Raw genomic sequence first — 15,786 nt, 5'->3', positions numbered from 1 at the left:
TATTACTGTCCGCTAAACATAGAAATCCTCACTCCAACTCATTGAGACACAATAGTTCGGATGACAGCATGTTAGTGACAAGCCCCCTTATTCATTTTCTGTTACCTCCGGTGGCGATTCAGCCGCTGCTTCAAGCATGAGTTTCATATCGGCATCCGGCATGTTGAAGAAATTATTCATGTTGAGGTATTCCATAAGTACAATGCGCACCATAGTAGCCAGCCCTGAGAAACTCCACCGCCTCTGCAATGAGCTTTGCATCAGTGACAGTAATAGATTGGCAATGAGTGTAACCCAAATCTGTATCTTGATGGCGTTGGCACTCTCGCCATAGAAGTATCTAAGCGGGAAGTTCTGTTTTATCTGCTTGAAAAGAGTCTCTATCTGCCACCTCCTGCGGTAGATGGCTACGATAGTCTCCATGGACATGTCAAAGTCGTTGGTAAGCAAGGACACCAACTTTGGCGTCTTTCCCTTCTTGATATCCACATAGGTGACGATACGCGCTATATGGTTGATACCGCCCTTCCTGAACACCACCACCTGCTCACGATATTCCATCAGCCCATCCTCGTTCATATCCATGCAGTCTACCAACACCTCGTATTTGAGATTTTTCTTCATCTTGGTGACATAGACGACGTTCCTTTCGGTCAGTTCCTCAAACTTTTCATAGTTGATATATGCACGATCCAGGGCAATGATTTCATCATGCTTAAAATGGCTGGGGGCGAGCATAAAGGAATCGTTGGTAGCGGCAGAAGTGAACTTCACGTCACAGTGAACTCCTTCGTTTGCATGAATGACGGAATGCACTTTTATGCCTCCCTTCTTCTTTCCCGTCTTAGGATGCCGTCCCACACCCTTGAAGATGACGTTAGAGAACAGGGTTATCGTGGTGGAATCGATGATTCTCAGACGTTTTATCCATTCCTCCGTACCATTGCGTCGGCTGTCCGAAGAAAGTTTGTCCTTATTGGACTCGTAAAGGTCGTGGTACACGTCCTCAAAGAATTTCTCCGAGCGTCTGGCGTTCGCATCTGACAGGGTACTGCGCTTAGGAACCCTGTCAATGCCTATGTGATGAAGCTTGCGCACCTCAGCCGTCATTGCCGCCTCTATCTCGCGCAGGGAGTCGAAGCGCATGATGACTGCATACAGCATCGTAAGAAGATGGGTGAAGCCGTCAAAGGTTTTCACATACCGCTCACCGCCGTTTCGGCGGCTTATTTCAACTATTTTGTCATGGTCGAGAGATTTTATCAACTGACCATATACCGGCTGTCCGAAAAAATGTGTACTTTTGCCCATGTTATCTGAGTTGGGAAACAAAAGCAAAGATAACAAAAAGGGCTGATACCTCGTGAGAAGTGTCAGCCCTAAATTTGTATCTTACTCAAAAGTTTAGCGGACAGTAATAATAATTTATAGCATAATATACTATGAATCAGATGAATATTAGGCTTTTAAGGGTGGACTAAATAAGTTATAAATAATGAAACAGGGTATGCCTATTTTAGCATACCCTTATAACAATTTTATAATAATATAAAAAATATTCAGAATTAATTATTTTACTTGATGTTAAAGATAAAATCTTAATAAACGTTTTTAGTAGAAAGAATTTTTTAGTTTATTATATTCTTATAACTTGCTTTACGCCTTTTACGGTATTAATTTTCTTTATTAAAAGATTGAGGCGAGAGTTGTCATCAAGCATAACAACAAGGTTCCCTGAAAAAAGTCCATCATGTGAATCAATATTGATAGAGCGCAAGGTTATTTTTTCATCTTTTGAAATAATATTCATTATATTACTTACTATACCTATATCGTCATTACCTATCACTCGTAGAGTAATAGCATATTGTGATATTCCCTTACCACTCCATCGTGCTTTTACTATTCGGTATCCGAAACGCGAACGTAGATCAGTAGCATTGGGGCAGTTTGTTCTATGAATTTTGATGCCACCATTTACTGTAACAAATCCAAAAACTTCATCACCATATATAGGATGACAACATTTTGCTAACGAAAAATCAATTCCCTTTAGATTTTGGTCTATCACTAAAACATCATCATTTGTTTTAAGAATTTCGTCTGTTTTATTGTTAAAGGCATAGTTTTCGGCACTTTCAGCTTCTTTGGGTGGATTTAAGTTGTGAACATGATTATATACCTTCTGATATTCTTCTATAACATTGTTAGGATCAAGTTTACCTGCAGCTATCTGCTTATAGAAATCGGACACTTCTTTGAATCCTAATTTCTTTAACAGTTGCATCATAGTACCTTCCTCTATTTCTATTTTTTTATTTTTAAATCTTCTTTCTAATAATTCCTTGGCAAGTAGTCCTTCTTTAGCTTGTGTTTCTTTTATAGCTAAACGAATTTTTGCTTTAGCTCTTGATGATCTAACTATAGACAGCCATTCTTGTTTTGGTTTTTGGTTAGTACTTGTAAGAATCTCTACAGTATCTCCACTATGTAACTCTGTACGTAAGGATACATTCTTACTATTTATTTTACCTCCAACGCATTGATTCCCTATACGAGAATGAATGTGGTATGCAAAGTCAAGCACTGTAGAACCTTTAGGAAACTTTAAAAGATCTCCTTTGGGGGTGAAAACATAAATTTCATTTTCATATAAGTCGGATTTAAATTGATCCATTACCTCTAAGTTGTTTCCAGCTTCGAGAGCTGTACGTATAGAGGCTAACCAATCATCAAGTCCTCCTTCTGCTTTGATACCTTTATATCTCCAGTGAGCAGCTAATCCATGTTCGGCTATTTCATCCATACGTTCTGTACGTATCTGCACTTCTACCCACTTAGCTGCAGGTCCTAAAACTGTGATATGTAAACTTTCATATCCGTTAGATTTTGGTACAGAAAGCCAATCTCTTAGTCGCTTAGGATTAGGTTGATACATATCTGTAATGATAGAATATGTCTGCCAGCATTGCATTTTTTCTTTTTCTATAGGAGAATTAAGTATAATGCGTATAGCAAAAAGATCATAAATACCTTCAAAGTTACACTTTTGTTTTTTCATTTTTTGCCAAATAGAGTGTATTGACTTTGTTCTACCTTTTATATAAAAATGTAATCCGGCATCTAATAATTTCCTTTGAACAGGTTCTATAAAATTTTTTATATAAGCATCTCGTGCTTGTTTTGTAGCATTTAGTTTTTCTTTTATATAATAGTAAGCATCATGTTCAAGATATTTTAGGGAAAGGTCTTCCAATTCACTTTTAAGCTGGTATAATCCTAATTTATGAGCTAATGGTGCATATAGATAGTTAGCCTCTTCTGCTACTTTATTTCGAGCTTCTATATTCGCAGTGTCTCTGATTTGTCGCATTAGGTTCACTCTATCTGCTATCATGATAAGGATAACCCGCATGTCTTCAGCAAATGAAAGCAATAGGTTGCGAAAGTTTTCACTCTCTATTATAGGTTTTTTAATATATAAATTTTGTATTTTGTTTAAGCCATGTATTATCTTTGCGACTCCTTCTCCATACTCTTTCTTTACATCTTCTATACTTGTGAAATTATCTTGTACACTATTATATAAAAGTATAGCTAAAACAGAGTCTCGTTTTAAACCAATATTCTTAGTTGCGATAAGTGTAGTTTGTAAAGCACATAAAATAGGATTAAGGTTAAACATATTACGTTTAACCTCATTATTGCTAATAGAATTATTTATATGCGTTTGAATTTTTTTCATATCTTGACTTGGGAAACTTTCTCCAAGTATTTCACGCAAATCCTTTAGTATTGATGCTACTTTAAGCTTTTCTTCCTCTGTAAAAGTGAATTTCTCTTCCATACTTATAGAATATATTCGTTTTCGCAAAGATACAAAATACTTGTCTTTTACATCTTTTTTTATACAAGCTTTAGCATATAAATAACAAAAATCACTTTTAGTTTGTTAATGTGGGTATATATAAAAACGCATTAATATAAACAAGCGACAGTCATGGGTAGACAAAACACAGCATAGGAAAAGGAAAATATACAAATTAAAAGTAGTTATTAAAAGAACAAAATATTAATATATATTACACATATATACTGCTCACCAATAGAAAAAATTATAATACATACTATAGTTGCTTTTTAAAGTAGATCTACCCTAAATAAAAAAGATATATTATTTTTTGGAAAACTGATATAAATATTATAACTTTGCAAAATCAAAACATTTAATTATTGTTTCCATTCGTTAGAAACAAAAATTATTCTTTAAATGTATTTCCTACACATAGTTTATTTATGTTAAGCAAAGAAGAATTATCGGACAAAGATGTCCAAGAATTGCAAAGTATTGCATTAGAAAATGGTGTGTCATTTAGTAAAAATGAGGATAAAGAGTCTCTTATATATGCAATATTAGATAAGGTTGCAGAAGAGATTGGCAATGCTCATCCTTTAGAATCAAAGCGAAAGAGAAATAGAATTACGCGAAAAGATACTGACCATGTTTATTCTGTTAAAGGTAAAACTGGTGAAAATCTCGACTCAAAGAAGAGCACCCAAGCCTCATCTTCTGAGTCAGAAACGGAAGAAAAGCCAAATTCAGTAGAAGAGGTAGTTTCTCCTGTCGAGGCTCTTGCATCTATGCCAAAACATAGAGGACGTAAATCTAAGGCAGAAATAGAAACTATTACACGTGCAGAAGCTGCTTTGAAAGAATCGAAAGTTTCATCTAAAGAAGCATTTAATCCACAAGAAACATCAGTAGTAGTTACTGATTTACAAGAGGTAGAACAAACTTTACATAAGCATGAAAATCCTATGGAAGAGGATTCTAACACTGTAGAGAAAGTCGCTGATAATGAAGAGTGGACTGAAGAGGAGAATAGTCTGCTTGCTAAACTTCAAGAAAAGGTGCAGGCTCATAATAGTATGAATCAAGAGATGATTCCTGAAAGCTCTGTTAATGACAGTGTATGGGAAGGTGATCCTAATGATGGAACAGATTTTATAACTGTGCTAGATATTCCTATAGAAGATCAAGGGGCTATACCTAATTATGACATGTTCGACCAGCCTACAGCTCCTATAGCTTCTATTAATGATCCAATTATATCTCGTCCAGCAGCTATGCCTATAGTACAATACGAATTTAATGATATTGTAAAAGCGAATGGTGTTTTAGAAGTATTGTCAGATGGATATGGTTTTCTTCGTTCAAGTGATTATAATTACCTTTCATCTCCAGATGATGTATATATTTCTGCAAATCAAGTTAGACAATATGGCTTAAAGACAGGAGATGTAGTAGAATGTCATGTTCGTCCTCCTCATGATGGAGAAAAATATTTTCCACTAACAAGTATTGATAAAATTAATGGTAGAAATCCTGCAGAAGTACGTGATAGAATACCTTTTGAGCACCTTACTCCATTATTTCCAAATGAGAAATTTAATTTAAATGGAAAGCCTAATGTGATGAATATATCGACACGTATAGTCGATTTGTTTTCACCTATTGGTAAAGGCCAACGTGCATTAATAGTAGCTCAACCTAAAACAGGTAAAACTATTCTTATGAAAGATATTGCTAATGCTATTGCTGCTAATCATCCTGAGGCTTATCTTATGATGTTGCTTATAGATGAGCGACCTGAAGAAGTTACCGATATGGCACGAACAGTCAATGCAGAAGTTATAGCTTCAACCTTTGACGAACCAGCTGAACGTCATGTAAAGATAGCAGGATTAGTATTAGAAAAGGCTAAGCGTATGGTAGAATGTGGACATGATGTTGTTATTTTCCTTGATTCTATAACGCGTCTTGCTCGTGCGTATAATACGGTAGCACCCGCTTCAGGTAAAGTTCTTACAGGTGGTGTTGATGCTAATGCTCTTCAAAAGCCTAAACGCTTTTTTGGTGCTGCACGTAATATAGAAGGTGGCGGCTCATTAACAATTATAGCAACGGCTTTAATTGATACTGGATCAAAAATGGATGAAGTTATCTTTGAAGAGTTTAAAGGCACAGGTAATATGGAGCTTCAGCTAGATCGTAGTCTTTCTAATAAGCGAATATTCCCTGCAGTTAATCTTGTTGCTTCTAGTACGCGTCGCGACGATTTGCTACAAGATAAGACTACTCTTGATAGAATGTGGATTCTACGAAAAAATATAGCAGATATGACAGCACTTGAAGCTATGAATTCTCTTAACAACTTAATGCGTCGCACAAAAGATAATGATGAGTTTTTACTATCAATGAATGGATAAGCTGTTTTTATTTATAAATTTTGATAGTATATTTGAAATCAATAATTGTAAAGAAATACTAAAGGAGATATTTTAAGAGCGTTTCAAAGAGTTTCTTTTCTTTTAGTAGTCTTATAAAATTTTTATTATTTTCTAAAAATAAAAGGGGGTGTATCTATTATGATACACCCCTTTTTCATTTTATAAAAAGGTAGAAAATAATAATGAGTTAACTTATTACCTTTCTATTTTTGCTCAAAATTAACAAGGTCTGTAACTTTGAAATTATTAATATAAGCTATCTTTCCGGTTATATTTTCTTCTGCCATTTGTACAAATATATGTGCACTCTTTGCAAAAAGCTCTGGAGCTTTTGATGAATCGGCAATAATTAGCAAAGCCATAATTATCTCAGCTGTAATATCATAAAGACGACGTGCAAGTAAATCTTGTGCATCTTGACTTTCCATTTCTTTCACTTTGTTGATAGATGATTCATATTCTTCTACCATTTTCTCTATTCGCTTAGATAATGGTTGCATATCTTTAGATACTGGTTCAGCAAGCATTTCACGCATAATGCCTAAGTAAGTCCCATTCATAACATATCTATTTGCTGCAACAACTTGCAACTGGGTAGTGCCTTCATAAATAGAGAAAATACGTGCATCACGATATAAACGCTGACACTTATACTCCATAATAAAACCAGAACCGCCATGTACAGATATGCTATCGTAGGTGTTTTGATTAACATATTCTGAGTTCATACCCTTTGCTATTGGAGTAAAAGCATCTGCCAAACGAGTGTATTTCTTCATTTCTTGACGCTCCTCAGGTGATAGTTTCTCAAAGCGAGCAATATCTTCTAAAGCCTTATATAAATCCACATAACGTGCAGTTTGGTATAGTAGTGAGCGTCCAGCGTCCAGCTTTGCTTTCATTCTAGATAGCATATCATAGACAGGAGGCATATTTATTATTTTCTTACCAAACTGAGCACGTTCTTTAGCGTAAGCTAAGGCTTCATTATAGGCTTCTTGACTAACACCTACAGATTGGGCAGCAATACCTAATCGAGCACCATTCATTAATGCCATGACATATTTTATCAAACCTAAACGTGTATTACCACATAATTCTGCTTTAGCATTTTTATAAACTAATTCACATGTAGGTGATCCATGTATACCTAATTTATTCTCTATATGGCGTACATCAACTCCACCATTACGCTTATCATAGATAAACATAGACAGACCACGTCCGTCTTTAGTACCCTCTTCTGACCGTGCAAGTACAAGATGTATATCAGAATCACCATTCGTTATGAAACGTTTCACACCATTCAGGCGCCAACAATTCTCTTTCTCATCGAAGCTTGCCTTTAACATTACACGCTGAAGATCGGAACCAGCATCAGGCTCTGTTAAGTCCATAGACATTGTTTCACCTGCACAGATACGTGGTATATATTTCTGTCGCTGCTCTTCATTTCCAAATTCATATAAGGTATCAATACAACTCTGTAATGACCATATATTTTGAAATCCCCCATCACCTGCAGATATCATTTCCGACATCATTGAGAAAACTACATTAGGAAGATTTAATCCTCCATAACGACGCGGCATACTAACACCCCACAAACCTGCTTTACGGGTAGCTTCAAGATTTTCAAGAGTCTTGCTTGCATAATGCATACGATTATCAATAAGGTGCGGACCTTCTAAGTCTACCTCTTCAGAGTTAGGTGCAATTGTTTCACCTGCTATTTCGCCAGTAACATCAAGTATTCGCTTATAGTTTTCAATAGCATCTTCATAGCAAACAGGTGCTTCTTCGTACTTTTCTTTATCGGCATAGTTACGCTCTTTAAGCTCAACTATGCGCTTCATTAATGGATGATCGAGATGAAACTCAATCTCTGGATGTTCTGTATAGTAATTAGCCATAATTATATCTTTTCAAGTTTTTTCTTTAAAATTGCTGATTTAAAATCTCTTTTTAAAGGACTTTAATTATTTTTCATTTTGTATTTTGCTTATAATACTTAATCATTTTAGGCACCACTTCTTCTATAGTACCATTTATAACATAATCAGCAATCTGATTAATAGGTGCATCAGGATCACTATTTATAGAAATGATAATACCCGATTCCTGCATACCTGCTATATGTTGTATCTGACCAGAAATACCACAAGCTATATAAACCTTAGGGTGAACAGTAATACCAGTTTGACCTATTTGACGATCATTATCTATCCACCCAGCATCTACTGCTGCCCTACTAGCACCTACTTCGCCATGTAGCTCCTTTGCTAATTGGAATAATAACTCAAAATTATCTTTAGAACCTACGCCATAGCCTCCAGCAACAACAATGGCAGATCCTTTTAAGTTATGCTTAGCTGCTTCCACATGACGTTCTAACACCTTTACGGCATAACTCAACTTGCTAACATACTTGTTTACATCAGGATAGACCACCTCATTTTTTGCCTTACCATTATAAATAGCTTTCTGCATTACTCCAGAACGTACTGTAGCCATTTGAGGACGATGCTTAGGATTAACTATCGTAGCTACAATATTTCCTCCAAAAGCTGGACGTATCTGATATAATATCTTATCATAGTGTTTACCTTCTTTCTTATCATCATATGGGCCTATCTCTAACTGAGTACAGTCGGCAGTTAACCCACTTGTTAGTGAAGATGATACACGTGGACCAAGGTCTCGCCCAATAACAGTTGCCCCCATTAAGCATATCTGTGGAGATTCTTCTTTAAAGATATTAACCAAAATATCTGTATGAGGTGCAGATGTATAGGGAAACAAATGCTCATCATCAAACACAAATAACTTATCTATACCATAAGGAAGCACTTGAGATTCTACTTTACCTTTTATACCAGAGCCTGCTACAATAGCATGTAATTCTACTTGAAGCTCGTTAGCAAGTTTTCTTCCCTTAGTTAATAATTCTAGTGAAACTTCCTGTACTGTAGTACCTTCAAGCTCACAATATACAAAAACATTATTCATTACTTTGCCTTATTTTAGCCTATAATCTTTTCTTCTAATAACTCTTTCATGAATCCTTCTATATCTTCATCTGAGCTACTAAGCGTTTTACTCTCTTTTGCTTGAAACACAATATTCTGCACAGCTTTTACCATAGTAGGTGAACCAGCTAAACCACATTGAGCCTCATCACCATTAACATCTGCCACAGACCACTGATTAAGTGTTAAATAAGGACGCTCATCATAAAGATATTGCCACGTCTCTTTACCTGTACGCTCCATAGGACAAGTAGCATACTTATATTTCATTATACGCTTAACATTACAAGGACGAGCTGGTGCTGCAGAACCATTTACTGTGATAAGTACAGGTAAAGGAGCTTCTACCACTTCTACCCCACCATCAATATGACGACGAATAATAGCCTTTCCGTTTTCTATTTTAACTATCTCTTCTGCATATGTTACTTGATTTAATCCTAATTTTTGAGCTACTTGAGGTCCTACCTGTGCAGTATCACCATCTATAGCCTGACGTCCACCAATGACAATATCAACATTTCCTATTTTTTTTATTGCCATAGATAAAGCATAAGAAGTAGCTAAAGAGTCGGCACCCGCAAACTTGCGGTCGGTAAGCAGCCAACCTGTGTCTGCTCCTCTATAAAGACTTTGACGAATAATTTCACCAGCACGTGGAGGCCCCATTGTTAATACACCTACCGTAGAATCAGGATTTTGTTCTTTTAACCTTAATGCTTGTTCTAAAGCATTTAAGTCTTCTGGATTAAAAATAGCAGGAAGAGCTGCTCGATTAACTGTACCTGCCGCTGTCATTGCGTCCTTTCCCACATTACGTGTATCTGGCACTTGTTTAGCAAGTACTACAATTTTTAAACTCATAGTTATATATTATTTGTTTTATATATGATATTTAGTTTACGAGTATGTTATGGCAAAAGTAAGATTTTTCTGCTATAATAGAAAACTTTTACCCTCTTTTTCTACAAATACATCACACTTATATATACTTCAAATAGATATTATGCTAAATAAAAAATAAAAAAGATATAAAATCAAAGTATAAAATAGCTTTCTTAATTACTTTTCTTACCTTTGCAAGGTATATTAATAATTAAAAGAATGAAAAAAATATTTTCCTTATGCGCATTAGCTGCAAGTGTTATAGTAATATCTTCATGCAACAAACATGAAACTTATGCTGATCAATTAGATCGCGAGAATAATGCTATAAATTCTTATATTATAAAAAATAAAATAAATGTAATAAGCCAAGAGCAATTTGCTAGCCAGAATAACACTACAGACACTATAAAAAATCAATATGTTTTGTTTCCTAATAGCGGTGTTTATATGCAGATTAGGGAAAAAGGTACAGGCGATTTTATAAAAAGTGGAGAGACTGCACGCATACTTATACGATTTTCGGAATATAATATATTAACAGGCACTATACAATTATCAAACAATACATTGCTATGGAGTAGTGTTGTAGATAAAATCTCTTTAACCAACTTTAAAGGTACGTACACAGCTTCTTTTAATAATGCTTCAAGTCTTATGGCTACTGTTTATGGCAGCACGTCAGTACCAAGCGGCTGGTTAGTGCCTATACCTTATTTAAAGATTGGAAGATTAATCCATTCAAGCTCTAAGTTAGCCCATGTTAGGCTTATAGTCCCATCACAGCAAGGTCAAGCAAATGCCACTCATGATGTTTATCCTTGTATGTATGATATAACTTTCCAAAGAGGATTAGAATAAGAAATATTTAAGTATAAAAAACTATTATGACTTTAATAAAATCAATTTCAGGTATCCGTGGCACTATAGGAGGTCATGTTGGCGATACCTTAAACCCTTTAGACATAGTAAAGTTTACTACAGCTTATACCACTTTTATTGGTCGTAAACACCCAAATAAAAAGCTAAAGATAGTTGTAGGTCGTGATGCTCGCATATCAGGCAAGATGGTAAAAAACATTGTATGTGGCACTTTAATGGGTATGGGAGCTGATGTAATTAATATAGGCTTAGCTACTACCCCAACAACAGAATTGGCTGTTCGTATGTCGGAGGCTGATGGAGGTATTATAATTACAGCATCACATAATCCTCGTCAATGGAATGCTTTGAAATTATTAAATAATGAGGGGGAATTTCTTACAGCTAAAGAGGGTGCTGAAGTATTAAGTATTGCAGAATCTGAAGATTTCGACTATGCTGGTGTTGATGCCTTAGGATCTTATCGTGATGATGATACTTTCGATGAACGACACGTTGAGGCTGTATTAGACCTCAATTTAGTAGATGTTGATGCTATAAAGAAGAGTAAGTTTAGAGTTGTAGTAGACTCAATAAACTCTGTAGGTGGTGTGATTTTACCTCAGCTACTTGATAGATTAGGCGTCGATTACACTTTTATTAATGGCAAAGCTAATGGCGACTTTGCACACAATCCTGAGCCAATAGAGAAAAATCTCACCAGCATAATGAATGAATTATCAAAAGGAGGTTATGATCTTGGAATAGTGGTAGACCCTGATGTTGACCGTTTAGCTTTCATTCAGGAAGATGGTAAGATGTTTGGTGAAGAATATACTCTTGTAGCTGTAGCCGATTACATTCTCGATAATACGAAAGGCAACACTGTAAGTAATTTAAGTTCTACACGTGCTTTACGCGATGTTACTGAAAAACATGGTGGTAAATATTATCCTTCTGCCGTAGGAGAAGTAAATGTTACTACTAAAATGAAGGAGGTAAATGCTGTTATAGGTGGAGAAGGAAATGGTGGAGTAATATACCCAGAGTCTCACTATGGGCGTGATGCTCTTGTAGGTATAGCCTTATTCTTAACATTATTAGCTCAAAAAGGTATGAAAGTGAGTGAACTACGTGATACTTATCCAAAATACTTTATGGCAAAGAATCGTATAGATCTTACTAAAGGTACTGATATAGATGCTATCCTTAATAAGATAAAAGAGCTTTATTGTAATAATACAGATGTAGCTATTACTGATATTGACGGCATAAAGCTCGATTTCCCTGAATCGTGGGTACATCTTAGAAAATCTAACACGGAACCTATCATACGTGTTTATAGCGAAGCAAAAACTATGGAAGAAGCTGATGATTTAGGTAAAAAGCTCATGCAAGTAGTATATGATATGGAAAAATAAAATTAGAAAAGCACCATTTCATATACGATATAAGCATACATATATATTATAATATGGCAGAAATTAAGTCTCGGAAAAGACACCGACTTAATTTCTGCTTAACTTTATATCTTACTCTTTAGGCATATTATCATTGCGTTTTATAGCAAAACGTACTTTCTCGCCTTCTTCTTTACGCTCTTTATAAAGCTTAGGTAAAGGATTAGCAAAAGGTTCATCATAATTAGAACGATTACGATAAATATCAATAGCTGTATAAATAGCATTTCGAAAAGCATCTATTTTTACTATATTTTTACCTGCTTGCGACAAATTATTAGGCATATCAGGAGCTGTACGTATTAAAGATAATCCTGCTGTATAGTTTATTCCATTAGTAGCAGGAATAATATGAAAAGGTGTAAATGCTTGTTCGTAATACATTGCAAGAATACCATCAAACTGTTCATAATCACCATTGCCAAAGAAAGTATCAGAAGGATAAGCTCCAAAAGCTTGTATCCCATTACTTGCTAACTCTTCTATGGCTGGCTGTATAATATCTACTTCTTCTGAACCTAATAATCCGCTATCTCCTGCTTTAGGATTTACTCCCAGCAAGGCTATTCGAGGACATGATACACGAAAGTCGCGTTTTAGACAGTTATGAAGAAGAGTGGCTTGCTTTACGATAACATTCTTTGTCAAACATTCGCATACGTCCTTTAAAGGTAAGTTGCGTGTAGCTAAAGCTATACGCAAGCCTTCATTTACTAATATAGTCAAACCTTCTGTCATTATACCAAGATGATCGTTTATATAACGACTTTGCCCGCTAAAATGAAATTTATAATTATTATCTAACGGACATGTTACAAGAACATCAAACAGACCTTTTTTATAATCTTCTAAAGCACGATCTATTGCTACTAAGCCTGCATTACCCGATTCTTCAGATGCTTCTCCAAGGTCTACTTTTACCTCCTCTTCTAATATTGGTAATAGATTAACTTTGTTTTCTGCCATTTCTGTGGCATCATTAATGATAGTAAAATTAGCCTCTATATTTAAAGCATTGCGGTGATAAGTAGCTACTTTGGGCGATCCATAAACAATGGGCGTACAAAGGTCTAACATGCCTGGTTCTGCAAAAGTTTTAAAAATAAGTTCATAACCAGTCCCATTAGTATCACCATGGGTTATCGCAACGCGTAGTTTTTTGTTATTTTCCATTCTGTAATATGAGTTGGTAAGTGTTTAATATGTTTTTTATCATAAGAATTTTCAGTGTAACGTATATAAGGCAGCTTCCAGTCGACGCATACGATTACGTTTTTCTTTTTCTGGAGCAAAAAGGAAAGCCTCTACTGCTAAACATTTATCTTGCTTTCTGACCTTTGGTAATAAGTAAGTAACAAAACTTCCTCCCATTGCATCTTTCTTCATCTGCCATGTTCCTCGTATTGTTATGTTACCTGTATGTTTGCTTATAGTTTTACTTGATATATTAGCAAGGGCAAGATAATCACCTTTCTGAGTTCCTTGAATGTTTTGTTGCATAACACTATCATGCTGTGCTTGAAACTTTTTTTCATTAATATAATAAAGACAAATATTCATCATTCCTTCTGAAGCATTATTAGATAACCACAAAAAGTCTTTTCCCACTTTGCTTTCTGTGAGCTCTGTTGGTAAACTTATTTGTTTCCTAAAAAGTTTCAGTACTAATGCTTCCGCCTTATTATTAGGTTTTTGAATGAGATTTTGTTGCTCTCGCATAATCTCTTTTTGAAGAATTTTTATGAGAACTTCTGGCATTATTCTTTTTAATACAGCCTCATCTTCTGCTTTAATATAAATAACTAATTGGTTGTCTACGAACTCATTATCTTTTTCTATTAAGCAGATTGAAGGTATACCTTTTTTAGTTATCTTCTTTATCTGTACTACTACTATTGTACGAAAGTTATTATTACTCACAGATAATTTTTTAGCTTTTATTACATCTACCATGGGTTCAGCCTGGAGCAATCCCGGTGTAGGCACAGATAGGGCATTATATACAATATTATTCACATCGCCCACAACTAATACCTCATATGGTTTACCTACACTTTTAGGTCTACTTGCTATATCTTTACACCCTAAAAAAGCAAATAATATAATGGGGAGTAGACAAAAGTAATAAATATTTTTATACATTTTCTTTCTTCTTTGCCGTAGAAAGCAGACCACATGCTGCAAAAATATCCTGTCCTCTGCTGGCACGAATAGTTGTAAAAACACCATGCCTTGTTAAGTAATCACGAAAATGTTCCATTGTAGAAATATCAGACCCCTTTAAAGGAACATTTGGTATTTGATGAAACCTAATGAGATTAACCCTGCACTCTAATCCTTTTACAAGATTTATTATAGCTTTAGCATGTTCTAAACTATCATTCTTCCCACCAAAAACAATATATTCAAAAGACAATCTACGCTGGTGCGAAAAATCATAATTATGTAAAAGATTTATTACCTCTTTTATGCTCATAGCTCGCTCTGCAGGCATCAACTCCTTTCGCTGTTCCTCTAAAGGAGAATGCATGCTTATAGCTACCTGACACTGGCTCTCGTCTAAGAATCTTTTTAATTTGTTTTTTACTCCTACACTACTTACCGTTATACGTTTAGGCGACCATGCATATGCATACTCTGCTGTCATAATCTCAGTAGTACGTAACACATTGTCTATATTGTTCATAGGCTCACCTTGACCCATGAAAACTATATTTGTTAGCTTTTCTCGCTCAGGTAATGAATAAATTTGATTAAGAATATCTGTTACCGATAAGTTTCCTTCAAATCCTTGCTTCCCAGTTTGACAAAATAAGCAATTCATTTTACAACCTACTTGTGATGAAACACATAGCGTAGCACGGTCGTTATCAGGGATATAAACTGTCTCTACAAATTTATCTTCTTCCGTAGGGAAAAGATATTTTATTGTACCATCTTTTGAGTATTGTGCATCTATGGGAGCTTTACAGCCAATAGTATATACCTTTGAAAGCTTCTCACGATTAGCTTTCGATATGTTAGTCATCTCATCAATACTCTTAATATGCTTTATATATAGCCATTCTGCTATTTGTTTACCCGCAAAGGCAGGTAAACCAAGATCTTTAGCTATTTGCTTTAGCTCAAAAAGAGTCTTACCCAATAAGGGAAGTTTTTCTATAATTGTCTTGTTCATCTTTGCAAAGTTAATAAAAAGACATGAAAAGATTAATAGTTTTATATTTTTATATCTTATTAGTCTGCTAAAACTGTTTAAA

At 35.1% G+C, this 15,786-nt stretch carries 11 protein-coding genes; 3 read left to right on the top strand and 8 right to left on the bottom strand.

Annotated features, from left to right (window positions below):
- Window positions 1–87 precede the first annotated feature (87 nt).
- Window positions 88–1,311 carry an IS4 family transposase gene (locus F596_RS0107320; RefSeq protein WP_019036432.1) on the bottom strand — a complete coding sequence of 408 codons (1,224 nt, stop codon included), beginning with the start codon at window positions 1,309–1,311 and terminating at the stop codon, window positions 88–90.
- A 325-nt stretch (window positions 1,312–1,636) separates the two neighbouring features.
- On the bottom strand, window positions 1,637–3,847 hold the full coding sequence (locus F596_RS0107315; RefSeq protein ID WP_019036431.1) for a RelA/SpoT family protein: 2,211 nt from the start codon (window positions 3,845–3,847) through the stop codon (window positions 1,637–1,639).
- Between the two features lie 449 nt (window positions 3,848–4,296).
- Here F596_RS0107315 and rho point away from each other — a divergent pair, with 449 nt between their 5' ends.
- Window positions 4,297–6,270 (top strand): transcription termination factor Rho, encoded by a 1,974-nt coding sequence (gene rho, locus F596_RS0107310; RefSeq protein ID WP_019036430.1) that lies wholly within the window; start codon window positions 4,297–4,299, stop codon window positions 6,268–6,270.
- 224 nt (window positions 6,271–6,494) lie between these two features.
- Here the strand turns inward: rho and F596_RS0107305 are convergent, their stop codons facing one another.
- From F596_RS0107305 to F596_RS0107295, 3 genes are all read right to left on the bottom strand, one after another.
- Complete coding sequence (locus F596_RS0107305; RefSeq protein WP_019036429.1) at window positions 6,495–8,204, bottom strand: acyl-CoA dehydrogenase family protein; 1,710 nt, start codon at window positions 8,202–8,204, stop codon at window positions 6,495–6,497.
- A gap of 73 nt (window positions 8,205–8,277) precedes the next feature.
- Complete coding sequence (locus F596_RS0107300) at window positions 8,278–9,300, bottom strand: electron transfer flavoprotein subunit alpha/FixB family protein (protein WP_008448106.1); 1,023 nt, start codon at window positions 9,298–9,300, stop codon at window positions 8,278–8,280.
- Window positions 9,301–9,314: 14 nt separating this feature from the next.
- Complete coding sequence (locus tag F596_RS0107295; protein WP_008448100.1) at window positions 9,315–10,184, bottom strand: electron transfer flavoprotein subunit beta/FixA family protein; 870 nt, start codon at window positions 10,182–10,184, stop codon at window positions 9,315–9,317.
- A gap of 240 nt (window positions 10,185–10,424) precedes the next feature.
- Between F596_RS0107295 and bamK the strand changes: the two genes are divergently transcribed.
- Window positions 10,425–11,066 (top strand): BamK family beta-barrel-assembly machinery protein, encoded by a 642-nt coding sequence (gene bamK, locus F596_RS0107290; protein WP_019036428.1) that lies wholly within the window; start codon window positions 10,425–10,427, stop codon window positions 11,064–11,066.
- A gap of 26 nt (window positions 11,067–11,092) precedes the next feature.
- Window positions 11,093–12,487 (top strand): phosphoglucosamine mutase, encoded by a 1,395-nt coding sequence (glmM, locus tag F596_RS0107285; protein WP_008448136.1) that lies wholly within the window; start codon window positions 11,093–11,095, stop codon window positions 12,485–12,487.
- A gap of 111 nt (window positions 12,488–12,598) precedes the next feature.
- Here the strand turns inward: glmM and F596_RS0107280 are convergent, their stop codons facing one another.
- From F596_RS0107280 to rlmN, 3 genes are read right to left on the bottom strand one after another with little or no spacing between them, the layout of a single operon-like run.
- On the bottom strand, window positions 12,599–13,699 hold the full coding sequence (locus F596_RS0107280) for a PdxA family dehydrogenase (RefSeq protein WP_008448166.1): 1,101 nt from the start codon (window positions 13,697–13,699) through the stop codon (window positions 12,599–12,601).
- Window positions 13,700–13,750: 51 nt separating this feature from the next.
- Complete coding sequence (locus F596_RS0107275; RefSeq protein ID WP_008448129.1) at window positions 13,751–14,668, bottom strand: DUF4837 family protein; 918 nt, start codon at window positions 14,666–14,668, stop codon at window positions 13,751–13,753.
- Entirely contained in the window at window positions 14,661–15,704 is a 1,044-nt protein-coding gene (gene rlmN / locus F596_RS0107270) for a dual-specificity RNA methyltransferase RlmN (RefSeq protein WP_008448170.1), read from the bottom strand. Before rlmN ends, F596_RS0107275 begins: the two co-directional genes overlap by 8 nt.
- Window positions 15,705–15,786: the final 82 nt, after the last annotated feature.

It is taken from the genome of Prevotella amnii DSM 23384 = JCM 14753, assembly GCF_000378745.1.
Classification (GTDB): Bacteria; Bacteroidota; Bacteroidia; order Bacteroidales; family Bacteroidaceae; genus Prevotella; species Prevotella amnii.
The sequence above is the reverse complement of the archived record's forward strand: the minus strand, read 5'-3'. Positions and strand labels throughout refer to the sequence as shown.